The sequence below is a fragment of the Bradyrhizobium sp. BTAi1 genome, assembly GCF_000015165.1.
GTDB lineage: Bacteria > Pseudomonadota > Alphaproteobacteria > Rhizobiales > Xanthobacteraceae > Bradyrhizobium > Bradyrhizobium denitrificans.
In genome coordinates this window covers 2,147,837-2,173,490 of record NC_009485.1, presented here as the reverse complement: position 1 = coordinate 2,173,490, position 25,654 = coordinate 2,147,837, and the positions used below count along the sequence as shown (strand labels likewise).

Here is a 25,654-nt window from a genome sequence, read left to right as displayed (position 1 = left end):
CAGTCAGCCCGCAAACGCCGCCTGCGCCTCCGGCAGCGCCCAGATCTTCGCGATCGCCGTCGCCCCCGCCGCCGTGATCGCGGCCTCGTCGCCGTGGAGATAGTGGCCGTCGTGAATCAGCAGCCGGCCGTCGACCATCACCTGGTCGATATTGGCACGGTTGGCGAGCGCGATCAGACCGCGACGGGGATCGTGCAATGGCTGAAGATGCGGATGCGTCATGTCGACGATGGTGAGATCGGCGGTCGCGCCCGGGGCGATCACGCCGAGATCGTCGCGCTTGATCATGGCGGCCGCGGTTGCAGTGACCGCGTCGATCAGTTCCGGCGCGCTCGCCGTCTCGGCGCTACCCAGCGCGATCTTGGAAATCAACGAGGCCGCATTGAGCTCGCCGAGCAGGTCCATGTTGTAGCCGTCGGTGCCGACGGCGGTACGCACGCCATGCGCGGCGAAGCGGCCGAAGGCGGCGGTGATGCCGGCGCGCGCAAACACGCGCGGGCAGTTCAGCACACCGGCGCCGCGTGCCGCCATCAGCCTGAGATCCGCATCGGTCGAGGCGTGGCAGTGCGCGGCGAGCAGGTCGGGAGCGAGCAGGCCGAGCCAGTCGAGATATTCGGCCGGCGTGCGGCCGCCATGGCGCTGTGCGATGGTCGCCACCTCACCCGCGCTCTGCGCCATGTGGATGGTGATGGGAACGTCGAGCTCGCGCGCCCGCGCGGCGATGGCGCGCATCAGATCGGGACCGCAGGTATCGGTCGCGTGCGGGCTCATCGCCAGCCGGACGCGGCCATCGCCCTGCCCGTGCCAACGCTGATAGAGCGCATTCCAGATCGCGAGGTCGGCCTCGCCGTCATCGCCGGCATAGGTCACGACGCCGGAGGCATCCGCCTTGGCATCCCCGGTCGAGAACAGATAGGGCGCACCGTAGAAGCGCAGCCCCATTTCGCAGGCCGCGTCGAACAACTCGGGGATCGCGTTGCGGAACGGCTCCATGACCGTGGTGGCGCCGCCCTTCAACAGCTGCAGCACGCCCATGCGGCCGATCGCCAGCCGCTCCTCGGCCGTGAGGATCTCGGCGCCGCGCTTGGAGAGCGGCAGCAGCACCGTATAGATGATGCTCTTGTTGTTGCGGCGGCCATTGCCGTCCTCGGTCAAGGTCCGCGCGATCGCCTCGCTAAAGATGTGGTTGTGCAGGTTCAACAGACCCGGCAGCACGAAGCGGCCCGGCCGGTCGAACACCTCGTCGGCCACCGGCCGGCTCGGCGTGATCGCCGCGATGCGCCGGCCCTCGACCAGCACCCAGTGATCGCGCAGGACGTCCTGCGCGCCATCCTTGCGCGTCAGCACATAGCTGCCGAAGATCGCTGTCGTGCTCATGCGCCCTTCGTCTCGGCCGCCTCGTGACGTTGATAGTTCGCCGCAATCTCCGCACCGGTCGTGATCCAGACGTCCTGGCACGACTTGGCGTAGGCCAGGAACTCACGCAGCAGCCGGAAGCGCATCGGCCGTCCGGAGACCTGCGGATGCAGCACCGTGGTCACCATCGCGCCCCAGTCCCGCACCTCGTCGAGCTCGTCCTTCCACATCGAGAGCACATGCTCCTTCGGGAAGATCGAGCGCGGCGAGAACCGCGCCGACAGGCCGTGCATCCAATCGTCATAGCTCGCAGTCACCGGGATCTCGATCGTGCCCGGCTTGCCGTCCGCGAGACGATGACGATAGGGCCGGACGTCGTCGCGGAACGAAGAGGTGTAGACGATGCCCTGGCGCACGAGCGCCACGCGTAGCTCCTCGCAGAACTCGCCGAACGGCGCGCGGTAGCCGATCGGCCGGACGCCGAGCCGGCGCTGGATCGCCTCGAAACCGCGCTCGATCTCCTCGACGATGAAGGGATCGCCGGGATCGGGCAGCAGATGGTGATAGCCGTGATGGCCGATCTCGTGGCCCGCTTTCAGCACGGCCTCCGCCATCGTCGGATGCGCATCGACCGACCAGCCGGTGATGAAGAACGTCGCCTTCAGATCGAGCTCCGCGAGCAGTTCGAGCAGCTTCGGCGTGCCGACGCGCGCCTCATAGCCGCCGAAGCTCATCGTGACGAGACGTGCGGCGTGCGCCGGATCCTTCGAGGTCCAGGCGCTCTCCGCGTCGATGTCGAACGACAGGAACATCGCCGCCTTATACGGCGTGGGCCATGGATAGTCCGGCGCCGGCGGTGCCGTGTTGGCCGGAACGACCGGGATGCTCGCGAGCGCCTTACTCTCCAGCATTGATCAGCACCTTCTCGATTCCATTGTCGCCAAGCTTCCATTTCGTCAGCAGCGCCTTGTAGCTGCCGTCGGCGATCATCGCCTCCAGGGCGCCGCGCAGCGCCTCGCGGAGCTCTTCCGCCTTTACCGGCGTCGCGAGCCCCGTGTATTGGAGCGCGATCGGCGTACCCACGGGAACATAGGTGTTCGGCTCGAGGTCCATGATGTAGGGCAAGGTCTCGTTGCCCTGCACGGCGGCATCGATGCGGCCCTGCTTCAGCTGTGTCCGCGCATCGGCCGAGCCCTCGGTGCCGACGAACGCGATCGGACTCGTGCCGCAGTTCTTCTCGCTCCAGGCTGCGATGTCCTTCGGGAACATCGTGCGCCTGGAGGCGCCGACCTTCTTGCCGCACAGCGCGGCTGGCTCCTTGAACTCGGCCGCGCGCGCGGCCTGCACAAAGAAGCGCGGACCGCTGCGCAGGTAGTCGATGAAGGTCGCGGTTTCCTGCCGGCTCTTGTAGTCGGTCATGCCGGTCAGGATGACGTCGAAGCGCTGCGTCGCGAGGCCTGGCATCAGCTGGTCGAAGCTGGTCTCCTGCCAGACCGCCTTGACGCCGAGCTTCTTCGCCAGCACCTCACCGAGCTCGACGTCGAATCCGGTCAGGGTCGCGGTGGCCGGATCCTTGAACTCCATCGGTGGATAGTTCGGCACCACGGCGATGCGCAGCCCGTTCTGCCTGATGTCGGCGGGCAGCTCGGCAGCCGCAGCGACGCCGGTCACGACGGCAGTCGCGACAGCGGCCAACATGATCGACTTGAATTCCCTCACCTCACCCAACCTCCGCTGCCAGAAATGCCTTCGTCCTGGCCTCGCGCGGCGCCCGCAGCACCTCGGCAGCCGGACCACTCTCCACGATCACGCCCTGGTCCATATAAACGACACGGTCGGCGACCTCGCGCGCAAAGCCGAGCTCATGCGTCACCACCAGCATGGTCATGCCAGATCTCGCCAGTTCCTTCATCACGCTCAGCACCTCGCCGACCAGTTCCGGATCGAGCGCCGAGGTCGGCTCGTCGAACAGCACGAGCCTCGGCTTCATCGCCAGCGCGCGTGCGATCGCGACGCGCTGCTGTTGTCCGCCGGACAATTGTGACGGATAAGAGCCGGCCTTGTCGGCAAGGCCGACCCGGCGCAACAGCGCCATCGCCTCGTCCTTCGCCTCGGCCACGGCCCGTCTCTGCACCTGGACTGGCCCCTCGATGAGGTTCTCCAGCGCCGTCATGTGCGGAAACAGGTTGAAGCGTTGGAACACCATGCCGCAGGCGAGCCGCTGCCGCGCAATGTCGCGCTCCGACAGCCGGTGCAGCCGGCCGTCGATCTCGCGAAAGCCGAGCAGCTCGCCGTCGAGCCAGATGCCGCCGCTGTCGGCCGTGGCGAGCTGGTTGACGCAGCGGAGCAAGGTGGTCTTGCCGGAGCCGGACTGCCCGATGAGGCAGACCACCTCGCCTTCGAAGACATCGAGCGAGACCTGCTTCAGCGCCTGGAACTCGCCGAAACGCTTGCTGACCTGGCGAATGGCGACCAGCGGCCTCATCAGCGGCCACCTCGCGCAAGGCCGCGCGCAAAGCGGCGCTCCAGCAGCATCTGCAGCGGCGTCAGGATCGACACCACGAGCAGATACCAGAGGCCGGCAACGATCAAGAGCTCGATGACGCGTGAATTGGCGTAGTAGATGTTCTCGGCCGAATGCAGCACTTCCGGATACTGGATCACGCTGGCGAGCGAGGTCGCCTTGACCAGGCCGATGAACTCGTTGCCGAGCGGCGGGATCACCACCCGCATCGCCTGCGGCAGGATGATCCGGCGCAGCGCCTGCAGCCGGCCCATGCCGATCGCCTGCGCCGCCTCATACTGGCCGATGTCGACCGACAGCAGCCCGGCCCGCATCACCTCCGAGGTATAGGCGCCCTGGTTGATGCCGAGCCCGAGCAGCGCGGCCAGGAACGGCGTCATCACATCGACCGCGCGCGCGCTCCACAGGCCGGGAATCCCGATGGTCGGAAACACCAGCGCCAAGTTGAACCACAGCAGCAATTGCAGAATCAGCGGCGTGCCGCGGAACAGCCAAGTGTATCCCGCGGCGACCGAGCGCAGCACAGGATTGGGCGACAGCCGCATGATCGCGACGACCACGCCGAGCGCAATGCCGAGCGCCATTGCCGCCACCGCCATGATCATGGTGTTGACGATGCCGCGCAGGATCACCGGCGCCGTGAGGAAGCGCTCGACATAGGACCATTCGATCTGGCCGTTGGCAAAGGCGCGGCCGATCGCGCCGAGCATGACGATGATGATGGCAGCGGCGAGCCAGCGGCCCCAATGCGCCTGCCGCGCGATCGTGTGCCCGGACAGGTCCGGAAAGCCGTCCGCCAGCGCGTCGCCGTGGCTCATTGCGGCGCCGCGTTGAGCATGGGCTCGCGCACCGCATTGGCTCCGAGGCCCCATTTTTCGAGAATGGCCTTGTAGCTGCCGTCGGCGATCATCGCCTTGAGCTGGTCGGTGATCAGGTCGCGAAAGCCGGCATTATCCTTGCGAAACATGATGCCCTGATAGCCGAAGGCGATGGGCTCGCCGACGATGCGGTACTTGCCGGCCTCCTGCGACTGCGCATAGGGCAAGGTCTCGCTGCCCTGCACGGCCGCGTCGATGCGACCCTGCTTGAGCTGGTTGCGCACGTCGATCGAGTTCTCGCCGGGAACGTATTGCGCAGCCGGTTTGCCTGAGGCCTCGCAAGTCGCCTTGCTCCACTTCTCGATCTCGGCGGGGAAGCTGGTCGAGCGCGTAGTGCCGATCTTGCGGCCGCAGAGGTCGATGACGACCTTGGCATCGCTTTCGGCCAGCACGAAGAATTGCGGACCGGTGACGAGATAGTCGACGAAATCGGCGGTCTCGCGCCGCGAGGCGCGGTCTGAAATTCCGGAAATGATGAAGTCGGCGCGCTTCGTCTGCAGCGAGGGGATGAGCTCGGCGAACGGCGTCTCGCTCCACGCGATCTTCACGCCAAGGCGCTTCGCCAGCTCGTTGGCGAGATCAATGTCCAGCCCCTTGAGCTCGTTGGTGGCGGGGTCGTGATATTCCATCGGCGCGTAGGTCGAGTTGACCGTGAGCTTGAGCGTGCCCGACTGCTTGATCTCGGCGGGCAGCTCGGCGGCGCCGGCGGAGGCGAGCGACGCGAGGGCGGCGAAACTGATGAACAACGAACGTCGCATCCTGCAGAACTCCCTCGAACGAAGAAACTAATCGACCGCGACCGGCTCGACCACGCCCGCGCGCTCGGTGATGACCTTGTATTGATCCGGCCGGCGGTGCGCGGCGAAATTGAACATCTTGTCCTTGCCCTGCCGGCACAGATCGAGATCGATGTCAGCGACGATGACCTCGTCGCCGAGCGTCTTGGCCTGCGCCACGATGCAGCCATTGGGGTCGACGATGCAGGAGCCGCCGATCAGGCCGCTACCGTCCTCGTCACCGGCCTTGGCCACGGCGATCGCCCAGGTCGCGTTCATATAGGCATTGGCTTGCGCCACCAGCGTCGAGTGGAAGGTGCGCAGCGACGCATCCTCGGTATTGCCGCCATTGGGATCATAGGCCGCCGAATTGTAGCCGACGCAGACGAGCTCGACGCCCTGCAGCCCGAGCACGCGCCAGGATTCCGGCCAGCGCCGGTCGTTGCAGATCATCATGCCCATGATGGCGCCGCCCCAGTCGCTGCCGGCGCGCACCGCCGGGAAGCCGAGATCGCCATAGCCGAAATAGCGCTTCTCGAGCTGCTGATACTTGGCGCCCGGACGCGGCTCGACCGAGCCCGGCAGATGCACCTTGCGATATTTGCTGATGATCTCGCCGTCGGGATCGACCAGGATGGCGCTGTTGAAGCGGCGGCCGTCGGGCGTGAGTTCGGCATAGCCGACATAGAAGCCGACCCCGAGGGTGCGCGCGCGATCGAACAGCGCTGCGACGGACGGGTTGGGCATGCTGCGCTCGAAATAGCTGTCGAGCGCATCGCCCTCCAGGATCCAGCGCGGAAAGAAGGTGGTGAAAGCGAGCTCGGGAAACACGACCAGCTTGGCGCCCTCGGCCGCGGCCTTGTCCAGCAGCCCGATCAGGCGCGCAAGGGTGTGGGCCCGGCTGTCGGCCCGCTGGGTCGGCCCCATCTGGGCAGCGGCGGCGCGAAATAGACGGCTCAACATTGCCTCCGTACTGGGCGCATTGCCTGCCTATCAGGCGACAGGGCCACCTGTTGCAGTGCGCAGAAGAGAGGTTCATTTGGCGAAAGCGGCGCGGGATTTGCAATCGACACCGCACGGCCTGCGCTATGATATTTTGGCCGAGACCATAACCCGGGCTTATAGGGCGTTCACATGAACCTGCGCCAGCTGGAGATCCTGCGGGCCGTCATCCGCCATCACACCACCGTCGCCGCCGCCGAGGAGCTGGCGCTGTCGCAGCCCGCGATCAGCAACGCGCTGAAGGCGATGGAGGCACAGGCCGGCTTCACACTGTTCGAGCGCGTCAACAACCGGCTGTTTCCGACGCCGGAGGCGATGACGCTGTACGAGGAAAGCGAGGCGATCTTCGCCTTGCATGCGCGGCTGGAAAACCGCGTGCGCGATCTGCGCGAACAGAAGACCGGCCATTTGTCGATCGTCGCTACGCCGCCGCTGGCCTACAGCATCATCCCGCCGACCTTGTCGGGATTCCTGCGGCGCAGGCCGCAGACGCGGATGTTTTTCGACGTCAGGCGTTATGAAGGCGTTGTCGAAGGCGTGCTCGGCAGCGTCGCCGAGCTGGGCTTCGCGCTCGGCCTGTCCGATCATCCCGGCATTGCCCATGAGGTGGTGCACACCGGCGAGATGGTCTGCGTGATGCCGCCGCAACATTCTCTCGCCGAGCGCGACGTGATCTCCGCGCGGGATCTCGCCGGCCTGCCACTGATCGGCCTTGAGCGTGGGACCCGGCTCGGCGAAGCCGTGCGCGACAGCTTTCGCGAGGCCGACGCGGAGTTCCAGCCGACCGTCGAGGTCCGCTATTGCAACACGGCCTGCGTGCTGGCCGCGACCGGTGTCGGCGTCGCCGTGGTCGATCCGTTCTCGCCGCGCCAGGGCGGCCACGATCTCGTGGTGCGGCCGTTCACGCCCAGCACGAAAGTCTCGGCCTATGTGCTGTGGTCGGAGGCAAGGCCGCTGTCAAACCTGGCGAAGACGTTTCGCAATGAAGTGCGGAATGCTGCAAGCCGGACTCTGACTGGACAGGTTGACGCAATCGGCCCCGCAGCAAGGCTGCGCGAGACAGCGCCCTCTCCCCTTGCGGGAAAGGGCATCGCTGTCCCATCCACGCGCTCGGTCGGGTGAGGGGCATCCCTCGGCACGCAACACTCGTAGATGCATCCCCCGCACCCGAGTGAGTTTGTTGATGCAAGCCATCTCCCGCAAGGGGGAGAGGGCGCATCAACGGTCACCGTCTGCACAGCTACAAAGGACGAGACGCGTGCTTTCGCGCCCACTGCACGTCAGCAACGATGTCAATCACATGCTGGAGTATTGCGCCCTCGCAGTGCCACGGCCCGCGAATCTCACGCCCGCGCCAGCTCGATATCGTGCGTCTGCCTGGTCTCGGCGTCGTACACCTTGATCTGCAACATCGGGAACCGACGCTTGAGATCATGCGCCCCGTTATGGGCCCCCTCTTTGGTCTTGAACTCGGTCTTGATCTGACCATCGACCACGACGGCATAGCCGGTCAGCGGCAGGTCTTTGCCGGACTTGTCTTGAGCAGGCTTGTTGTGAACAGACTTCTCTTGGGCAGACTTGAGCATTGCGAGCCGACGTCAATTGGTGAGTTGAGGGAGTGCCGAGTGCGCGATCTCTCCGCCTCGTGCGACTCCGATGTAAGGTGAGTCTGTCGCGACGGGCAAGCGAAGACGCGTTCTGCACAAGCAGGACGATTATGGTTCAACCTGACAGCGCATTGATACCGCGCGATCACTTGAGGATGTCACTTCCAATCGCCATTCGAATCAGCGTGGCCCGCCCCCCCCCATTGCCGATCGCGAGCGAATCCTGGCACGATGCCTGTGACAACCCGCGACCTCCGCTGCCGCCGGTATCCCCTGCAGCGGGATGACGACGGCGGCTTCGCCAGCGTGAACGCACGGCTTGGTCATTGACTGTCCGTTTACCCCGCGATCGCGCATTCCACACTGGCGTTGATGCAGATCAATATTCCGCGACAGGAGACGCGCCTACTCGACGCGTGTCCAATCGACTCAAGCATTGCTACGGCCTCGTTCGTTGCCTTGCGGACGATCGGAGACAGCTGTCACGGAGACTGAGATGAGTGAGATCGGCGTCAAAGCGCTGGACCATACCGTCCAGGAAACCAATATCTGGCTCAAGGCCATCGAGCAAAGGCTCGGGATTGCGAGCCGGCAGCACGCCTACAACGCGTTGCGCGCGGTGCTGCATGTGCTGCGCGACCGCGTGCCGTTGGCGACCGCGGTGAACCTGGGTGCCCAGCTGCCGCTGCTCATCCGCGGCATCTATTACGAGGGCTGGCACCACGCGGCCACGCCGGCCAAAGACCGCCACCTCGAGGAGTTTGTCGACGGCATCTTTCAACAGCTGCCGCCGCAATTCCCGGTCGATCCGCTCACGGCCGCGCGCGGCATCTTCGAGATCCTCTGGGAGAAGCTCGACCCCGGCGAGTTCGACAAGCTGATGGGCCATCTGCCGGTGCCGCTGCGGAACCTGCGCGAACCTGCAACGTGAGCGCTGGCCTGCGGCCACAATCTCCACCCCCATGCTGAGGAGCGCCGTTGTTCGGCGCGCCTCGACCCATGAGGCCCGGGCTGCTTGCATCGGCTTGCACAGGCCGGGGCCCGCTTGCCCTCAATGCGCCAGCTGCCGATACAGCGCCGGCAGCGCGGCGGGCAGCCGGCGGATGTTGCCGACGATGGCATAGCCACCGCGGCCGAACAGCGTCGGAAAGTAGGATTGCGCCGCCGCATCGATGGTTACGCCGAACACGGCGACGCCGGCGCGCCGCGCCTCCTGCACCGCCTTGCGCGTATCCTCGATCGCGAACCGTCCCTCATAATGATCGACATCGTTCGGCTTGCCATCGGTCAGCACCAGCAGCAGGCGCTTGCGCTCCGGACGATCCGCCAGTTCGTGCGCAGCGTGACGCACGGCGGTGCCGATTCGCGTATAATAGCCTGGCCGGAGCGCGCCGATGCGCCGCTCGACCTGCCCGCTCATCGGCTCGCCGAACGCCTTCACTGTCTCGAGGCGGACCCAGGAATTGCGCCGTGACGTGAAGGTGAGAATGCTATGACTGTCGCCACAGGCCGACAGCCCATGCGCGAGCACCAACAGCGCCTCCTTCTCGACATCGAGCACGCGCACGCCGTCAACCCACGCGTCAGTCGATAGGGAGACGTCGACCAGCAAGGTCACCGCGAGATCATGCGCGAGCGGCCGCATCGCGAGATGGACGCGATCGAGCGCACCATGCCCGGCATTGAGGTCGCTGCGCACACGCACCAGCGCGTCGATGTCGAGATCGTGGCCGTCGGTCTGCGCGCGCATCACCTCGTGGCGCGGCCGCAGCGTCTCGAATCTGCGGCGTACGCTGCGGATCCGCCGGCGCATCGCCGCATCCGGCGTCCAGGTGTCGCCGGTCTCGGCAGCATCGCCGGTGACGACCCGACAATGATCGGGCAGATAGGCACCGCTGCGATAGTTCCATTCCGGATAGAGCCGGCCACTGCTTAGCCGCGCCGCGTCGATCGCCTCGGGGGGCAGATCGAGATCGAATTTCAGCTTGCTCGCCGGCCGCCCCTTGCGCCTGGAGATCGCGAGTTCGTCGAGATCGTCAGCCGCCTTGCGCGCATCGTCATCGTCGGTGTCGTCCGAGGGACGATCGACATTCACCATCTCCGCCATCGCAAGGATCTTCTCGAAGCGGTTGAGGATGAACGGATCACGGCGCGGCGCCTCCTCGCGCTCACGCCGTGCGAAGCGCTTGCGGGTATCGAGCGCGCTGGCCTGCTCTCCCGGCGCTTGCGTCTCCTCGTCATCGCGCCCAGCGGCGACCGCCGCGCGGCTCCAGCAATCGCCCCACAACGGGCATGGCAGCAGCGGCCGATAGCCGGGCGGCGCGGTGTCCGGCAGTTCGCCATCGGCGATCACGGCGTTCCACAGCGCGCCCTGAAGCGGCCCGCTGCCGCCGAGCAGCGCCATGGCCACGTGTTCGACCTGCCGCTCGAGCCGCGGCAATGGCCGCCGCGGCCGGGCGGCAGCCAGCGCCGCGGCAAGCGTCGCATGGGAGCGCGCGAGCCCCGGGAAGCACGCCAGCACCAGGGCGGTCGTCTCGCGGGCACGGCGCAGCACCAGCAGATCGCGCCGCAGCGGATCAGTCTCCGCGATCGGGGCGGCCGGCATGGTCGCAAACCACGCCGCGAGCCAGTGATAGAGCTGCGCATTGAGGGCGCGATCCGGCAGCAGCGCGATGCTCTCGGGCAGGAAGATCGTGGCGCCATCGCGCCCCGCCTGGTCAAGGCACTCGTCGCCGAGCCCGATGCGCTGACGCCAGCCGAGACGGTGGCGTGATTTGCGCGCCTTGGCGCCCGCGATCTGCACACCGCTCTCGCCGCCCAGCGCACGGAACATCACCGCGATGCGGCCGCTGACCTCGGTCAGGGCCACGGCATGATCCGGATGGACCGGATAGCTCGACGTCGTGCCGACGAGGCGATGCCAGGCGCGGCCGACGGTCTCCTCCAGTTCGAGAACATCGAGCATGGCTCACCCGATCACGGCGTGCGCGACCTCGCGCAGGCCCGCTTTGACGTCGGCATCGTCGGTGAGCGGCTCGATCATCGCGGCGAGGACGGCGTCCACGATTGGCGTGCCGGCCGCGACCAGCGTCGCGCAATAGACGAGCAGCCGCGTCGAGACGCCCTCCTCCAGATCATGGCCCTGCAGCGCCCGCAGCCGATGCGCCAGCGCGACCAGCGGCCGCACGCGCTCCGCCGACAGGCCGCTTTCGGCGGCGACCACCGCGGTCTCCTGCTCGGCAGCCAGAAAGCCGAACTCGATGGCGATGAAGCGCTGCCGGGTCGACGGCTTCAGCGCCTTCTGCAGCGACTGGTAGCCGGGATTGTAGGACACCACGAGCATGAAACCGTCAGGCGCAGCCAGCTCCTCGCCGGTGCGCTCCAAGGGGAGAATGCGGCGGTCGTCGGTCAAAGGATGCAGCACGACGGTGACGTCCTTGCGCGCCTCGACCACCTCGTCGAGATAGCAGATGCCGCCTTCGCGCACCGCGCGGGTCAGCGGCCCATCGGTCCACACCGTGTCGCCGCCCTGCAGCAGATAGCGCCCGGTGAGATCGGCGGCGGTGAGATCGTCGTGACAGGCCACCGTGTGCAGCGGCAGGCCGAGCCGCGCCGCCATGTGGGCGACGAAGCGGGTCTTGCCGCAGCCCGTCGGCCCCTTCAGCAGCACCGGCAGGCGGTGCCGGAACGCATGTTCGAACAGCGCGCATTCATTGCCGGTCGGCGTGTACAAGGGAAACGAGGGAACGGTGTCGATCGCGTGCAGCGCAGGTTTCATGATGACTCTCCGAAGATCCGGGGGGAGGCAGGCGGCGGCACCGAGGCCGCCGCCCGCCGGCATTCACTCCGCGGGCTGCAGCGCGCCGGGGATGACGGCCGGCTTGGCGCGCCCGGGCACCAGCACGGCCCAGACGAACATCAGCGCCGAGATCGCAACGAACACGCCGGAGCCGAGGCGGACCCAGTAGAACATCGCGAGCTGGTCCTGCACGTCCATGTAGCTCTGGCCGAGCACGCGCTGCAGATGCACCTGGAGGATGCCGGCGAAGGTCAGCGCGAAAGTCATGACCAGCATGGCCGTGCACATGATCCAGAAGCTCGCGATCGATAGCCACTGGTTGTACGGCGCACGCTGGCGCAGCTGCGGCACGGCATAGGCCATCACCGCGAGGTTGAGCATCACATAGGCGCCGAAGAAGGCGAGATGGCCGTGCGCCGCGGTGACCTGGGTGCCGTGGGTGTAGTAGTTGACCGAGGACAGCGTGTGCAGGAAGCCCCACACGCCGGCGCCGAGGAACGCCATGACCGAGCAGCCGACGGACCACAACAAGGCCGCACGATTCGGGTGACTACGGCCGGCCTTCAAGGTCATCTGCACCGTGAAGATCACCATGGTGAAGAACGGCGCGACCTCGAGGGTGGAGAACAGCGAGCCGATCCACTGCCAGTAGCCGGGGGCGCCGATCCAGTAGAAATGATGACCGGTGCCGAGGATGCCGGAGAACAGCGCGAGGCCAATGATGACGTACAGCCACTTCTCGACCACCTCGCGGTCGATGCCGTTGAGCTTGATCATCAGGAAGGCCAGGATCGAGGCCATGATCAGCTCCCAGACGCCTTCGACCCAGAGGTGGACGATGTACCACCAGTACATCTTGTCGACGGCGAGATTAGCCGGGTTATAGAAGGCGAACAGGAAGAAGATCGCCACGCCCCACAGGCCGAACAGCAGGATGTTGGTCACCGTGGTCTTGCGGCCCTTCAGGGCCGTCATGGTGACGTTGAACAGGAACATCAGGCAGACCACGACGATGCCGACCTTGATGATGAAGGGCTGCTCGAGGAACTCGCGCCCTTCGTGATAGTGGAAGAGATAGCCAACCACGGCGGCCCCCGCCGCGCCGAAGAACATCCAGAACTGGATCTTGGCGAGCAGCGGACTGTAGAGCTCGGTCTCGGTCTCCTCGGGCAGCAGGAAATAGGTCGCGCCCATGAAGCCGATCAGCGACCATACGATCAGCGCGTTGGTGTGGATCATGCGCACGATGTTGAAGGGCAGCAGAACCGACAGCGTGTTCGGCAGCACGTAGATGGTGCCGGCGAGCAGGCCGAACAGCACCTGGGCGAGGAAGAGCGTCAGCGCGCCGTAGAAATACAGCATCGCGACCTTCTGGGTCTCATATCTCATCGAGGATCTCTCTCATGATGGAGGGCGGGAAGCGGGCTCAGCCTGCCTTGTTCGGCGGCCAGTCCTGACGCTTGATCGTGTCGGCCCATTGCAGGAAGTCGGCGAGGTCGTTGAGCTCCTGGTCGGTCAGGTTGAACTGCGGCATCTGCCGCCGGCCCGGTGCGCCGGAGGGCTGCGACTGCATCCAGGATTTCAGCATCTCGCGGGCCGCGGCGGGGTCCTCTCTGCCGCCCCAGCGGTCCCAGACATTGCCGACCTCCGGCGCGAAATAGGCGCCCTCGCCGAGCAGGGTGTGGCAGTTGATGCAGGAGTTCCTCTCCCAGACATGCTTGCCGCGCGCCACCGAGTCCGACAGCGTCGCGGCATTGGTCGAGGTCGTGACCATGTAGTAGTGGCTGTGCGCGGTCAGCCCGAGGAAGATCGCAAAGAAGAAGGCCGAACCGCCATAGAAGACGTTCCGCGCGGCCGACTTGGTCAGGCGTTCCGCCATGACACGTCCTTTCCGTGTGGTGAAGGTTGATGATGTGAGATCAGTCTATCGATTGCGCCCGGTGGCTCTTTGTCGGGGCGCAACGAACGCGGCGATGGCCGCTCAGACCATCGCGCGGAGCGCGACCGCAAGCCCGGCGAGCATGGCGAGGCCCGCGAGCCATGTCGTGAGCAGGCCGCGCCACAGCGCAGGCGCGTGACGGAGGCCGAGAAAATCGAGGACGATCACCCTTCCCTTGGCCATCGCGAGCGAGAGGACGACCGCATCGATCAGCCACCGGCTCGGCAGCAGCGAGGCGGCTGCGAGCGTGGCGATGGCGAGGGCCAGCAGCTGGAGCCAGGCGACATTGAGCCGATCGCGAACCATGGCTCAGCGCACCAGATAGACGATCGGGAACATCACGATCCAGACGAGATCGACCATGTGCCAGAACGCCGTCCCGGTCTCGACGCCGCTCGCGGTGGCATGGCGGCCGACGATCGCGAGGATGACGATGCCGAGCGCCACGTGCAGCAGATGAAACCCGGTGAGCAGGAAGTAGAGCGTGAAGAAAGGCGAGGTCTCAAAGCCGGCGCCGGCAGCAATCTCGCCGCCATATTCAGTCAGCTTGACGGCGATGAACGCGGCGCCGAGCAGCATGGCCAGCGCGATCCAGCGCCGCGCGGCTGCCGAGGATGCGCCGTGCGCCGCAGCAGCAGCGCGAGCCGCCGCCCAGCCGCTGGTGATCAGCACGATCGTGTTCAATGCAGCGAGATGTCCGTCGAGCATCGACTGCCCGGCCGAGAACACGGCCGGATTGATCGCCCGCGCCACGACAAAGCCGCCAAGCAGCAGGCCGAAGGCAACGAGTTCGCTGAGGATCAGAACCCACATCATGGGATCGCCGGGCAGGCCGTCGAACACGTCCCCACGTTCCTCGTCTTCCGGTTCGCATGCGACCGCCGACATCGCCATCTCCGCCTGGATAGCGGAAAGCTAGTCGCGACAGCAGGACCGCTCTTTGTCGCCGCACAAACACTGCGCCGGCGGTTTGGGTTAGGGATCAGCACCGTCAGGAGCAGATTCATGACCGAAGCACAGCTCGGCCTGGTCACGGCCACGCCGATCATCATCGTGTTTGCCGTGGCGCTGCGACGCATCGGCGTGCTGTCAACCACAGCGGCGGCTTTCGCCGTCGCCGCCTCGGTCGCGATTGCGGTGGTGCTGTTCACCACGCAATAGCCGGCTGGAACCTTTGTCGCTCTCGGACGTCAGATCGTCCGGAGGTGCCTCATGGACGACAACCGGTTCGCAGAGCTGCTCGGCAACGCCGCCATCAGCGTATGGGGAGACATGCCGCGTGACATCCAGGAGGCCTTGTTCGAGACCGCGATGCGCGGTCGCGACGACCTGCGGCACCAGCTCGCGAAGCTTCTGCACGACCGTCATCCGCGAACCCAGCATCCGCCGCGGCCGGTCTGAGCACGCTCATTCGGGACGATCGTCAGCGCGAAATTGCGACGGATCATCGTAGCCCTTGCGGCTGCTGTAGAACAGCAACGCCATCAGACCGACGCCGACGATCAGCGAGAAGACCACCCCGAGGACCAGCGCCATCCAGCCTTCCGTGGGCATGGGATCGCTGGACGCAACGCAACGATGATCGCAATCGGTCCGGCAAGCATGACGATGGCGCTCCTGGCACGGAAAACCGAACTTGCCGGCGATCGCTCCTGGACGTCGCGGTAACGGCGCACAGGCCAGTTCCGAAATGCGAGAACATCACCTCTCAGCTGGCGCTCGGGAAAGCGCCGCATTGCCACCGACCGCAGCAACATCTGCTCAAGGACGGCGCGCTCGCACACAGCGTCGAGCGCGCCGCATGGCTGCTCCCGCCGGGGGTCGCTAGGCGTCGGGGAACTTAGCTGATATCGATAGCGCTTCCGATGGCAGCAGAGGACGAAGACCCGAGATGGACAACCGCAGCGAGATCTGGCGCGGCGTCGACGCAATCAAGACCCGTTTCATCGAACTCAGCGACCGGGTGTGGGGCATGCCCGAAGTCTGCTACACTGAAGCCCGCTCCTGCGCCGAACATCTCGCCGAGCTGAAGCATCAGGGTTTTCGCATCACCGAGAAGGTCGGAGGCATCCCGACGGCGCTGATGGGCGAATGGGGCGAAGGCGGCCCGGTCATCGCCTTCATGGGCGAATATGATGCCCTGCCCGGTCTCAGCCAGGAAGCCGGCGTCGCCGAGCATCGGCCGGTCGAAACCGGCGGTCATGGCCACGGCTGCGGCCACAATCTGCTGGGATCGGCGGCCCTGCTCGCGGCCACCGCGGTCAAGGATTGGCTCGCGGCCAACAAGGTGCCGGGCCGGGTGCGCTATTACGGCTGCCCCGCGGAAGAAGGCGGTGCCGCGAAAGCCTTCATGGTGCGCTCGGGGGCGTTCGAGGACGCCGACATCGCCATCACCTGGCACCCGTCGAGCTTCTGGGAAGTGGTGATGACGCCGTCACTGGCCAACACCCGCGCCGATTTCATCTTCACCGGCCGCACCTCACATGCCGCAGCGTCGCCGCATCTCGGCCGCAGCGCGCTCGATGCCGTCGAGCTGATGAATGTCGGCGTCAACTACATGCGCGAGCATATGCCGAGCGACGCCCGCGTGCACTACGCGCTGCTCGACACTGGCGGCATCGCGCCGAACGTCGTCCAGGCCCATGCGCGCGTCCGCTACTCGATCCGCGCCCGCGACCTGCCCGGCATGAACGAGCTGGTCGAGCGCGTGCGCAAGATCGCGCAAGGCGCGGCGATGATGACCGAGACCAAGGTCGAGATGAAGATCATCTCGGCGGTGTCGAACATCCTGCCCAACACGCCGCTCGAGGAAGCGCTGTACGGGATCATGGAGGAGCTCGGGCCACCGCATTTCGACGAGAACGACCGGGACTTCGCCGGTCAGATCCAGGCGACGCTGACCGAGAAGGATATCGAGTCCGTCTACTACAGCATCGGCATGGAGCCGACCGACAAGCCGCTCGCCGATTTCCTGGTGCCGTTGAACACCAAGCGCAATCCGCAGATCGGCTCGACCGATGTCGGCGACGTCAGCTGGGTCGTGCCCACGGTCCAGGTTCACGCCCCGACGGTGGCCATCGGCACGCCGTTCCACACCTGGCAGGTCGTCGCCCAAGGCAAATCACCGGCCGCCCACAAGGCGATGGTGCAGGCCGCCAAGGCGATGGCGGGCCTCGGCATCAAGGCGCTCAACGAGCCGGCTTTGATCGCGGCTGCCAAGGCCGACCTGAACAAACGGACCTTGCGCACGCCCTATGTCAGCCCGCTGCCTGCCGACGTGGAACCGCCGCTGACAATGTCGGTGGCCTGAGACAATCACTGGGGGGACGACAATGGCAAAGACAGCGAAGAAGCCGGCAAAAGTGAAGAAGGCGGCAAAGACGGCGAAGCCGGCGCCGAAGCGCGCGGCCGCGAGCGCCGCGGTGAAGAAGCCGGCGCCCAAGGCCAAGCCGCACCCCGCATTGTCGGCGAAGGCGGCTGCGGCAAAGCCGCGCCTGCCGAAGGGACCGGTCTGGCAATGGTCGGCGGTCGACACCGCGGCTGCGATCCGCTCCGGCGCGGTCTCTTCCGTCGAGGTGACCGAGGCGCATATCGCGCGCATGGCGGAGGTCAATCCGAAGCTCAATGCCGTCGTCGTCGATCTCTCCGAGGACGCCCTGAAGGCCGCGCGTGCGGCCGACAAGTCACGCAACAAGACCGGCCTTCTGCATGGCGTGCCCGTCACCATCAAGGAGAACGTCGACTATCAGGGACGGCCGAATCCCAACGGTGTTCCGGCCCAGATGGGCATCATTGCGCCCTCCGACGCGCCCGTGGTGCGCAACCTCAAGAATGCCGGCGCGATCGTGCTCGGCCTGACCAACACGCCGGAATTCTCGTTCCGCGGCTTCACCGACAACCCGCTGCATGGACTGACCTTGAACCCGTGGGATGCGGAGATCACCTGCGGCGGGTCGTCCGGCGGCGCCGGCGCGGCGGTCGCGGCCGGCATCGGCACCATTGCCCATGGCAACGACATCGGCGGCTCGTTGCGCTGGCCGGCGCATTGCAACGGCGTCGTGACGATCAAGCCGACGCAGGGCCGCATCCCCGCCTACAATGAAAGCGCCGCGGCCGAGCGGCCGCTGCTGGCGCATCTGATGTCGTCGCAGGGCCCGCTGGCGCGCAGCGTCGCCGACGTGAGGCTGGCCCTCGAGGTCATGAGCCGGCGAGATCCACGCGACCCCTGGTGGGTGCCGGCGCCGCTCGAGGGCGACAAGCCGAAGCGCCCGATCAAGGTCGCGCTCGCCAAGATCCCCGATGACATGGAGGTCGATCCTGCGGTCGAGGCCGCGCTTCGGCAGGCCGCGGATCATCTGGAGCGCTCGGGCTACCGGGTCAGCGAGGTCGAGGTTCCCGACATCTCCGGCGTCTGGCAGACCTGGTGCGACATCATCACCAACGAGGTGGTGGTGATGCAGGAGGCCAAGATGCTGGCCGTCACCTCCGAGGACTTCCACAAGGCTTGGGGCGGCATGCGCGCCAAGGCCGAGATGCTCGATCTCGCCGGCTGGATGAATGCGACGGCGCAGCGGTCGACGCATATTCGCGCCTGGCAGCTGTTCTTCGAGGACTACCCCGTCGTGCTGGCGCCGACGACGGTCAAGCCGACGCCGGGTCCGCGCGACGACACCGTGAGTGCGGAGCGCGTTCGCGAGATCTTCTTCAACGAGATCCGCTTCATCTCGGCCATCAACGTGCTCGGCCTGCCCGGCGCGGTGGTGCCGGTCACGGTTCATCATAACCAGCCGATCGGCGTCCAGCTGATCGCAGGCCGCTATCGCGAGGATCTCGCGCTCGATGCCGCAGCCGCGATCGAGAAGCGCGCGGGCATGCTGGTGCGGCAGCTCTGGGACCGGATGTCCTGATCCTGCAACGGCCCGAAGATCCTGCAACGGCCCGGGGATCGCGATCCTCGGGCCGTTGTGTTTGCGACACGGCGCCGCATCGATTGTCGAAAGTCGAACACTAACTACCATCGCGTTGGCCGACGCAGCCCTCGTGTTGACGGGAACCGGCCGAGCTGTCTATTCTGATATATACGAATGGATATAGCACGGCATCGGTTCCGGCCGATGTGACGGAATGGGACTTGCAGTTCACCGCAATGAGCCCGTGTTGGTGGATAAAACAAGGACAATGTTGATGAGATCGATGCGTTTCGCCACCGCCGCCCTCGGCGCGGCCATTGCTCTGCTGACGGGCGCCAGCGCCTTCGCGGGCAGCGCCAATGTCGCGGTCGCCGCCAACTTCACCGAGCCGGCCAAGGAGATCGCAGGCCTGTTCAAGGCCAAGACGGGACATGACATCGTGCTGAGCTTCGGGGCGTCCGGGCAGTTCTACACCCAGATCAAGGAGAACGCGCCGTTCGCGATCCTGCTCTCCGCCGACGACGAGCGACCGAAGAAGCTGGTGTCCGAGGGCCTCGGCGTCGCCGAAAGCCGCTTTACCTATGCCATCGGCAAGCTCGTGCTGTGGAGCAAGGACCCGGCCACGGTGAAGGGCGAGGAGACCCTGAAGGCGAACGCGTTCAACAAGCTGTCGATCGCCAATCCGACGGCCGCGCCCTACGGGGCCGCAGCCGTCGAGACATTGAAGGCGCTCAACCTCTATGACACGATCCAACCGAAGATCGTGCAGGGCAACACGATCTCGCAGGCGTTCCAGTTCGTCGATACCGGCAATGCCGAACTCGGTTTCGTGGCGCTCTCGCAATTGATGCCGAATGCCGGCGGGTCGCGCTGGCTGGTGCCGCAGAACCTCTACACCGAGATCCGCCAGGACGCCGTGCTCCTCAAGGCCTCCGCCGGCAATGAGGCGGCGACAGCCTTCCTGGCATTCCTCAAGACTCCGGAAGCCCGTGCTGTCATCGAGAAGTTCGGCTATGCTCTGGATCCGAAGTCCGGCACCTGAACCCGCGCATCGATGATGCTTGAAGGATGAACCTCCACGTTTCGGCCGACATCTGGCAACCGGTCCGGCTGACTCTCGAGCTCGCCGCCCTCACGACCGTCATCCTGATGGTGGTGGGGACGCCGATCGCGTGGTGGCTGGCACGGTCCCCGGCGTGGTGGAAGGAGGCTGTCGCGGCGCTTGTGGCCATTCCGCTGGTGCTTCCTCCCACCGTTCTCGGCTTCTACCTGCTGGTGGCGCTGGGGCCGAGTGGTCCGGGCGGCGCGCTGGCCTCGTTGTGGGGCGCACGCACCCTGGCCTTCACCTTTCCGGGCCTCGTCATCGGCTCGGTGTTGTTCTCGATGCCCTTTGTGGTGCAGCCGATCCGCAACGCGTTTGAGGCGATGGGTGACAGGCCGATGGAGGCTGCGGCGACATTGCGCGCCTCGCCTTGGCGGGCGTTCTGGACCATCGCCGTGCCGCTGGCGAGCCCCGGTTTCCTCACCGGCGCGATCCTCGGTTTTGCGCACACGGTCGGCGAGTTCGGCGTCGTGCTGATGATCGGCGGCAATATCCCCGGCAAGACCAAGGTGCTGTCGGTCGCGATCTACGACTATGTCGAGACGTCGCAATGGGCCGAAGCCTCGGTGCTCGCGCTGGGCATGGTCGTGTTCTCGTTCTGCGTCATCCTGACGATGATGCTGATCGAGAAGAAGATGACGAAAAGCGCGTCATGAGCACGGTCAAGGTCGATTTCCGCGGCACGCTCGGGCACTTCGAGCTGAACGCGCGGTTCGAGGTGCCAGCCCGCGGCGTGACCGCGATCTTCGGTCCCTCCGGCTGCGGCAAGACCGCGGTGATGCGCTGCATTGCCGGGCTCAACCGGCTCGCTGACGGACTCTGCTCGGTGGCCGGCGACGTCTGGCAGGACGAGAAGACGTTCCGTCCCGTGTACCAGCGCCCGATCGGCTATGTGTTCCAGGAAGCCAATCTGTTCCCGCATCTCTCGGTCCGCCGCAACCTGATGTACGGCCATCCCGCCACGACTGGCGCCGCTACGATCGGCTTCGACGAGGTCGTATCGCTGCTCGGCATCGCCAAGCTGCTGGAGCGCTCGCCGAGGCATCTGTCCGGCGGCGAGCGCCAGCGCGTCGCGATCGGCCGCGCGTTGCTCAGCCAGCCCAAGCTGCTGCTGATGGACGAGCCGCTGTCGGCGCTCGACCAGATGACCAAGGACGAGATCCTGCCTTATCTGGAGCGGCTGCATGCCGCGCTCGACCTGCCGATCCTCTATATCAGCCACGATATCGCCGAGGTCGAGCGGCTCGCCGATCAGCTGGTGCTGATGCGGAGCGGCGCTGTCCTCGCCTCCGGGCCGCTGTCCAAGCTCCAGGCCGATCTGTCGCTGCCGCTCGCGCTATCGCGCGATGCGGCCGTGAGTTTCGATGCAGAGGTCGTGGGCCAGGACGCCGCCGACGGAATGGCGACCCTCGTCGTGCCCGGCGGCCAATTCCTGTTGCCGGCCGAGCCACTGCCGCCGGGCACGCGCCGCCGGCTGCGCGTGCTGGCCGACGACGTCAGCCTGGCGCTGGAAGCCCCGAGCCGCAGCACCATCGTCAATGTACTTCGGGCGAGGATTCTGGAGATCCGCAGTCAGGCGGATCATCGCGTCACCGCGCTGCTTGGGCTCGGCGACGATGGCGAGGGGGCGCGGCTGCTCTCGCGCGTCACCCAGCGTTCGTGGCACGAGCTCGGCCTGCAAACGGGGCTTGCCGTCTACGCCCAGGTCAAGGGCGTCGCCCTGGTCCGCCGCGAAGATCCGGCCGCCTGAGCCAGCCGTCCGTCGCGATCCATCGCCTGCAATGTTGTATAAACGACAATATAGCATCCGATGTTATATCATTGACAATATAGCTTCGGATCATACCAACGCCGAACATCTTACGTTTCATCAACGTCATCAGGGAGTTGACCGACGATCGGCCGAATGGCCCGGGGCTTGCTAGTTCGGCCTTGCAACATGAGGTCATCAGCATGAAAGCCGCCGCCGTCACCTGGCATCCGAACGCGCCCGAGCCGCTCGCGCTGCTGCTGGGCACCAACGAGATCGCCTCCGCCGTCGCGGCAAGGCTGAACCAGGCCCGCTTTGCGGTCGTGCTCTGCCACGACGCGTTTCCGCCGGTGATCCGACGCGGCATGGCCTTCCACGACGTGCTGTTCGGCGAAGCGCGCGACGTCGGCGGCGTGATCGGTTGCCGCGCCGAAAGCATCGCAGACGTCGTGCGGATTCACCGCGCGCCCAGCCAGGTCGCCGTGACCGCGATGCATCTCACCGACATCATCGCCTTCCGCTATCCAGCCGTCATCGTCGACGCGCGCATGCAGAAGCATTTGGTCACGCCGGATCTGCGCGGCGTCGCCGGCATCGCCGTCGGCATCGGCCCGCGCTTTGCTGTCGGGCACAATTGCGACGTCGCGATCGAGACGCATCCGTGCGAGACCGGGGCGATCGTCGCGCAGGGCACCACACGCAACGCCGACGGCAAGGCGCGCGATCTCGGCGGCGCCGGGAGCGAGCGCTTCGTCTATTCGGACCAGGAGGCGGTCTGGCACACGCCGCTCGACATTGGCACCCGCGTCTACAAGGGGCTGCAGCTCGGCTCGCTCGGCGGCGCGCCGGTGCTCGCGCCGCTCGACGGCGCGCTGCGCGGCATCGCGCGTGACGGCGTGCGTGTGCCGGCCAACGTCAAGCTGCTCGAGATCGATCCGCGCGGCCGTCACGCCGCCTGGACCGGCATGGACGAGCGCGGCCAGGCGATCGCCGCGAGCGTCGTGTCGGCCGTTCACCAGGTCATGCAAACCGGTCGGAAGGCGGGCCGCGTCTCCGCCATCGTGTGAAGAGGACTGCCATGGATGTCGCAGAAGCCGGGACGTGTCAGATCGTGGCATTGCAGGGCGCCGCATCCGCCGTGATCCAGGAGCTGCTGGGTGAGTTCGCGTTGCGCCTTGCGGACGCGGGTTTGCGCGTCTCCGGCGTGATCGAGAGCAGTGCGGACAAGGCCAAGCCCTGCAAAGCCATGGTGCTGCGCAATCTCGATGACGAACGCCTGTTCTCGATCTCGCAGGATCTCGGTCCGGGGTCGCAGGCCTGCAATCTCGATCCCGAAGGATTGGTGCTCGCCTGCGCCGCCGTGCAGCAGTCGATCGCGCGGGGCACCGATGTCGTGATCCTCAGCAAGTTCGGCAAGCAGGAAGCCGCCGGCGGCGGCCTCGCCGACGCCTTCGGCTCGGCCATCGCCGCCGGGCTTCCGATCATCACCGCGGTGTCGCCGGCGATGATGGTGGCATGGAGCAATTTCGCCGGCCCCTTCGCCGCATGCGTTCCGGCCGAGATCGCGCGCGGGCCAGGATGGATCGAGGCGTGGTCCGGCCGCATGGTGACAGCGCGGAGCGCGCGTGACATGATCGGCTCGCCACGCGAGCGGATCGGATTGGGATGAAGCGCGAAGCTCAGATCGCATTGACCATCACCTTCGGCAATGGCGGCAGCCTCGCCTCCGAGGATCTGCAGCTGATCGAATTCATCCGCAAGGAGCGCTCGATTCTCGGTGCGGCGCGGGCCAGCGGCATCTCGTATCGCAAGTGCTGGCTGATGGTCGATGCGCTCAACCGCACCTTCGAGACGCCGGTTTTCGAGACCCATCCCGGCCGCCGCGGCGGCGGCGCCGAGATCACACTGTTCGGCGAGCGTCTGATCGCGCTGTATCGCTCGATGGAGCGGCGCACGCGCACGGCCACGGCCGCGGCGCTGGGCGAGCTACAGAAGGCTACGGACCCTCATTATCAGAAGCGGGCCAGCGGCGCGGCCGAGGCAGCTCCGAAGGCCGAACCGCGCCGGGTCCGATCGCGACGCTCTTGATCATCGCCCAGGCCGACAGATCCGGCTCCAGCGCCAGCCGCTCGACCGATTCGAGCGTCACCAAGGCGTGCAGCTTCGTCGCGCCGAGATCGAATGTGACGCGCACATAGGGCGGATCCAGCGGCAGGATCGCCTCGATGCGGCCCGGCAGCCGATTGGTGATCGACACGTCCATCGGCCGCGACAATGCGATCGACACGTCACGCGCCTCGATGGTCACGGAGACGCCGGCATCGATCGCGGCATCGACCATCGGCACCCGCAGCTCGCCATCGGCGAAAAACAGCGTCGACATGCCATATTGCGGATCGTGCCGCAGCACCCGCGCAGGCACCGTGGTGCTGAGCACCACGGCGGAGGCTGGAGACGAGGGAGCCTCGGCAGTCATCGCGCAAGCGCCTCCATCACGTCACGGCCGATCGTGATCGTACAGCACGCGGACGCGGATCGTGCCCTCCACAGCGCGCAGCTCCGACAGCAGCTCCTCGCCCTCGCCGCCCACCACGTCGGTTTCGAGCACGACATAGCCGACCTCGGGATCGGTCTGCAGATATTGCGCGAGGATGTTGATGTTGTGCCGCGAGACCGCCTCGTTGACCTGGCGCAGCACACCCGGGACGTTGCGGTGGACGTGGATGAAGCGCGTGCCGGTCGGACGCGCCGGCAACTGCACCTGCGGAAAGTTGACCGCGCCGAAGGTCGAGCCGACGTCGGAATAGTCGATCAGCTTGCGCGCGACCTCGCCACCGATCCGGTCCTGCGCCTCCTCCGTGGAGCCGCCGACATGCGGGGTCAGGATCACGTTCGGCAGGCCCTGCAGCGGAGACACAAAGGGATCAGCGTTCGAGGCCGGCTCGACGGGGAAGACGTCGACCGCCGCGCCAGCGAGCTTGCCGTCGCGTAGCGCGCTGGCCAGCGCCTCGATATCGACGACCGTGCCGCGCGAATTGTTGATCAGATAGGCGCCGTCCTTCATGTGCCGGATCTGGCGCTCGCCGATCATGTTGGCGGTTGCCGGCGTCTCCGGCACATGCAGCGAGACGACGTCGCTCATCGCCAGCAGCTCATCGAGGCTCTCGACCGGCTCGGTGTTGCCATGGCGCAGCTTGTCGGTGAGATCGAAGAAGATCACACGCATGCCCATGGCTTCGGCCAGGTTCGACAGCTGCGAGCCGATATTGCCGTAGCCGACGATGCCGAGCGTCTTGCCGCGCACCTCGCGGCTGCCATTGGCGGACTTGTCCCAGCCGCCGGCATGCGCCGCCACCGAGCGCGGGAAGATGCGCCGCATCAGCATCACGACTTCGGCAATGGTCAATTCGGCGACACTGCGCGTGTTCGAGTACGGCGCGTTGAACACGGGAATGCCGAGCCGCTTGGCGGCGTCGAGATCGACCTGGTTGGTGCCGACCGAGAAGCAGCCGACCACCATCAGCCGGTCTGCGGCCTGCAGGACGTCCTCGGTCAGATGCGTGCGCGAGCGAATGCCGAGCATATGCACGCCGGACAGCATGCGCTTCAGTTCAGCCGAGCCGAGCGCCTTGGGCAGCCGTTCGATCTCGGTGTAGCCGTTGGCCTCGAACATGCGGACGGCCGAGTCGTTCACGCCCTCCAGGAGCAGAACGCGGATCTTTTGCTTGGGCAGCGATAGCGGCATGGGCCTGGCCTGATCAATCGTGGGTGTGGCGTAGTGTAGCGCTTGTTACAGTCGCGATGCGTTGAAACTTGGTGAATGCAGCGCGGCAGCGTCGCTTTCTGTCGCTTTCTCAGGGCCTTGTCCACTCCATTGGCGTCTTTTGACAGGCAATGCAAAATCAGCGCCTGACCGGTGGAACGCCCGGCAACGCCCGCACTGCAGCAACCGCAGATCGTTGTTTTGGCTGCTGACAAACCACGCGAGCGGCGCTAGCCTTCCGGCAATCA

General features: G+C 66.2%; 29 protein-coding genes. 12 read left to right on the top strand and 17 right to left on the bottom strand.

Going from position 1 to position 25,654, the window contains the following annotated elements; all coding sequences use genetic code 11:
- Positions 1-3: 3 nt before the first annotated feature.
- The 7 genes from BBTA_RS09780 to BBTA_RS09750 are packed head-to-tail and all read right to left on the bottom strand — an operon-like array spanning position 4 to position 6,497.
- On the bottom strand, positions 4-1,377 hold the full coding sequence (locus tag BBTA_RS09780) for an amidohydrolase family protein (protein WP_012042318.1): 1,374 nt from the start codon (positions 1,375-1,377) through the stop codon (positions 4-6).
- Entirely contained in the window at positions 1,374-2,267 is an 894-nt protein-coding gene (locus BBTA_RS09775) for a polysaccharide deacetylase (protein WP_012042317.1), read from the bottom strand. Before BBTA_RS09775 ends, BBTA_RS09780 begins: the two co-directional genes overlap by 4 nt.
- A complete protein-coding gene (locus BBTA_RS09770; RefSeq protein ID WP_041751348.1) occupies positions 2,254-3,054 on the bottom strand; it encodes an ABC transporter substrate-binding protein in 801 nt (266 codons plus the stop codon). The genes BBTA_RS09775 and BBTA_RS09770 overlap by 14 nt, the downstream gene beginning before the upstream one ends.
- Before the next feature lie 22 nt (positions 3,055-3,076).
- Positions 3,077-3,844 (bottom strand): amino acid ABC transporter ATP-binding protein, encoded by a 768-nt coding sequence (locus BBTA_RS09765; RefSeq protein ID WP_085972594.1) that lies wholly within the window; start codon positions 3,842-3,844, stop codon positions 3,077-3,079.
- Positions 3,841-4,698, bottom strand: a complete 858-nt coding sequence (locus BBTA_RS09760) for an amino acid ABC transporter permease (protein WP_012042314.1) — start codon at positions 4,696-4,698, stop codon at positions 3,841-3,843. Before BBTA_RS09760 ends, BBTA_RS09765 begins: the two co-directional genes overlap by 4 nt.
- The gene (locus BBTA_RS09755) at positions 4,695-5,516 is read right to left on the bottom strand and encodes an ABC transporter substrate-binding protein (RefSeq protein ID WP_012042313.1); all 822 of its coding nucleotides are present in this window, start codon (positions 5,514-5,516) and stop codon (positions 4,695-4,697) included. Before BBTA_RS09755 ends, BBTA_RS09760 begins: the two co-directional genes overlap by 4 nt.
- A gap of 27 nt (positions 5,517-5,543) precedes the next feature.
- Positions 5,544-6,497: an N-carbamoyl-D-amino-acid hydrolase gene (locus BBTA_RS09750; protein WP_083780630.1), complete on the bottom strand. Its 954-nt coding sequence runs from the start codon at positions 6,495-6,497 to the stop codon at positions 5,544-5,546.
- A gap of 171 nt (positions 6,498-6,668) precedes the next feature.
- On the opposite strand from BBTA_RS09750, the gene BBTA_RS09745 reads away from it, so the two are divergent.
- Positions 6,669-7,658: a LysR family transcriptional regulator gene (locus tag BBTA_RS09745; protein WP_012042311.1), complete on the top strand. Its 990-nt coding sequence runs from the start codon at positions 6,669-6,671 to the stop codon at positions 7,656-7,658.
- A gap of 221 nt (positions 7,659-7,879) precedes the next feature.
- Here the strand turns inward: BBTA_RS09745 and BBTA_RS09740 are convergent, their stop codons facing one another.
- Positions 7,880-8,122, bottom strand: a complete 243-nt coding sequence (locus BBTA_RS09740) for a hypothetical protein (RefSeq protein WP_012042310.1) — start codon at positions 8,120-8,122, stop codon at positions 7,880-7,882.
- A gap of 517 nt (positions 8,123-8,639) precedes the next feature.
- Between BBTA_RS09740 and BBTA_RS09735 the strand changes: the two genes are divergently transcribed.
- Positions 8,640-9,074, top strand: coding sequence for a DUF2267 domain-containing protein (locus BBTA_RS09735; protein ID WP_012042309.1), 435 nt, complete (start codon positions 8,640-8,642; stop codon positions 9,072-9,074).
- A gap of 120 nt (positions 9,075-9,194) precedes the next feature.
- Here BBTA_RS09735 and BBTA_RS09730 read toward each other — a convergent pair whose 3' ends face one another.
- From BBTA_RS09730 to BBTA_RS09705, 6 genes are all read right to left on the bottom strand, one after another.
- Positions 9,195-11,108, bottom strand: coding sequence for a nitric oxide reductase activation protein NorD (locus tag BBTA_RS09730; protein WP_012042308.1), 1,914 nt, complete (start codon positions 11,106-11,108; stop codon positions 9,195-9,197).
- Between the two features lie 3 nt (positions 11,109-11,111).
- A complete protein-coding gene (locus BBTA_RS09725) occupies positions 11,112-11,921 on the bottom strand; it encodes a CbbQ/NirQ/NorQ/GpvN family protein (RefSeq protein ID WP_012042307.1) in 810 nt (269 codons plus the stop codon).
- 63 nt (positions 11,922-11,984) lie between these two features.
- On the bottom strand, positions 11,985-13,331 hold the full coding sequence (locus BBTA_RS09720; protein ID WP_012042306.1) for a cbb3-type cytochrome c oxidase subunit I: 1,347 nt from the start codon (positions 13,329-13,331) through the stop codon (positions 11,985-11,987).
- A 37-nt stretch (positions 13,332-13,368) separates the two neighbouring features.
- Positions 13,369-13,821 (bottom strand): cytochrome c, encoded by a 453-nt coding sequence (locus BBTA_RS09715; RefSeq protein WP_012042305.1) that lies wholly within the window; start codon positions 13,819-13,821, stop codon positions 13,369-13,371.
- Positions 13,822-13,923: 102 nt separating this feature from the next.
- Positions 13,924-14,187 (bottom strand): cytochrome C oxidase subunit IV family protein, encoded by a 264-nt coding sequence (locus BBTA_RS09710; protein WP_012042304.1) that lies wholly within the window; start codon positions 14,185-14,187, stop codon positions 13,924-13,926.
- Positions 14,188-14,190: 3 nt separating this feature from the next.
- Positions 14,191-14,769 carry a cytochrome c oxidase subunit 3 gene (locus tag BBTA_RS09705; protein WP_012042303.1) on the bottom strand — a complete coding sequence of 193 codons (579 nt, stop codon included), beginning with the start codon at positions 14,767-14,769 and terminating at the stop codon, positions 14,191-14,193.
- A gap of 117 nt (positions 14,770-14,886) precedes the next feature.
- Between BBTA_RS09705 and BBTA_RS40695 the strand changes: the two genes are divergently transcribed.
- A complete protein-coding gene (locus BBTA_RS40695) occupies positions 14,887-15,042 on the top strand; it encodes a hypothetical protein (protein ID WP_012042302.1) in 156 nt (51 codons plus the stop codon).
- 51 nt (positions 15,043-15,093) lie between these two features.
- The gene (locus BBTA_RS09700) at positions 15,094-15,282 is read left to right on the top strand and encodes a hypothetical protein (RefSeq protein WP_012042301.1); all 189 of its coding nucleotides are present in this window, start codon (positions 15,094-15,096) and stop codon (positions 15,280-15,282) included.
- Between the two features lie 6 nt (positions 15,283-15,288).
- Here the strand turns inward: BBTA_RS09700 and BBTA_RS39990 are convergent, their stop codons facing one another.
- Positions 15,289-15,417 carry a hypothetical protein gene (locus tag BBTA_RS39990; protein ID WP_371260188.1) on the bottom strand — a complete coding sequence of 43 codons (129 nt, stop codon included), beginning with the start codon at positions 15,415-15,417 and terminating at the stop codon, positions 15,289-15,291.
- A 355-nt stretch (positions 15,418-15,772) separates the two neighbouring features.
- Between BBTA_RS39990 and BBTA_RS09695 the strand changes: the two genes are divergently transcribed.
- The 8 genes from BBTA_RS09695 to BBTA_RS09660 all read left to right on the top strand — a co-directional run bounded on the left by BBTA_RS09695 (position 15,773) and on the right by BBTA_RS09660 (position 23,731).
- Complete coding sequence (locus tag BBTA_RS09695; RefSeq protein WP_012042299.1) at positions 15,773-17,191, top strand: M20 family metallopeptidase; 1,419 nt, start codon at positions 15,773-15,775, stop codon at positions 17,189-17,191.
- Positions 17,192-17,213: 22 nt separating this feature from the next.
- Positions 17,214-18,788, top strand: a complete 1,575-nt coding sequence (locus BBTA_RS09690) for an amidase family protein (RefSeq protein ID WP_012042298.1) — start codon at positions 17,214-17,216, stop codon at positions 18,786-18,788.
- 277 nt (positions 18,789-19,065) lie between these two features.
- The gene (gene modA / locus BBTA_RS09685) at positions 19,066-19,833 is read left to right on the top strand and encodes a molybdate ABC transporter substrate-binding protein (protein ID WP_012042297.1); all 768 of its coding nucleotides are present in this window, start codon (positions 19,066-19,068) and stop codon (positions 19,831-19,833) included.
- Positions 19,834-19,859: 26 nt separating this feature from the next.
- On the top strand, positions 19,860-20,549 hold the full coding sequence (gene modB, locus BBTA_RS09680) for a molybdate ABC transporter permease subunit (protein WP_012042296.1): 690 nt from the start codon (positions 19,860-19,862) through the stop codon (positions 20,547-20,549).
- A complete protein-coding gene (modC, locus tag BBTA_RS09675) occupies positions 20,546-21,643 on the top strand; it encodes a molybdenum ABC transporter ATP-binding protein (RefSeq protein ID WP_012042295.1) in 1,098 nt (365 codons plus the stop codon). The genes modB and modC overlap by 4 nt, the downstream gene beginning before the upstream one ends.
- Before the next feature lie 203 nt (positions 21,644-21,846).
- Positions 21,847-22,710 carry a xanthine dehydrogenase gene (locus tag BBTA_RS09670; RefSeq protein ID WP_012042294.1) on the top strand — a complete coding sequence of 288 codons (864 nt, stop codon included), beginning with the start codon at positions 21,847-21,849 and terminating at the stop codon, positions 22,708-22,710.
- Between the two features lie 11 nt (positions 22,711-22,721).
- The gene (locus BBTA_RS09665; RefSeq protein ID WP_012042293.1) at positions 22,722-23,312 is read left to right on the top strand and encodes a DUF2478 domain-containing protein; all 591 of its coding nucleotides are present in this window, start codon (positions 22,722-22,724) and stop codon (positions 23,310-23,312) included.
- Complete coding sequence (locus BBTA_RS09660) at positions 23,309-23,731, top strand: winged helix-turn-helix domain-containing protein (RefSeq protein ID WP_012042292.1); 423 nt, start codon at positions 23,309-23,311, stop codon at positions 23,729-23,731. The genes BBTA_RS09665 and BBTA_RS09660 overlap by 4 nt, the downstream gene beginning before the upstream one ends.
- Here the strand turns inward: BBTA_RS09660 and BBTA_RS09655 are convergent.
- Both BBTA_RS09655 and serA read right to left on the bottom strand, forming a co-directional pair.
- Complete coding sequence (locus BBTA_RS09655; protein WP_012042291.1) at positions 23,640-24,119, bottom strand: TOBE domain-containing protein; 480 nt, start codon at positions 24,117-24,119, stop codon at positions 23,640-23,642. The two genes, BBTA_RS09660 and BBTA_RS09655, sit on opposite strands and share 92 nt — an antisense overlap.
- Positions 24,120-24,140: 21 nt before the next feature.
- Entirely contained in the window at positions 24,141-25,388 is a 1,248-nt protein-coding gene (gene serA / locus BBTA_RS09650; protein WP_012042290.1) for a phosphoglycerate dehydrogenase, read from the bottom strand.
- Positions 25,389-25,654: the final 266 nt, after the last annotated feature.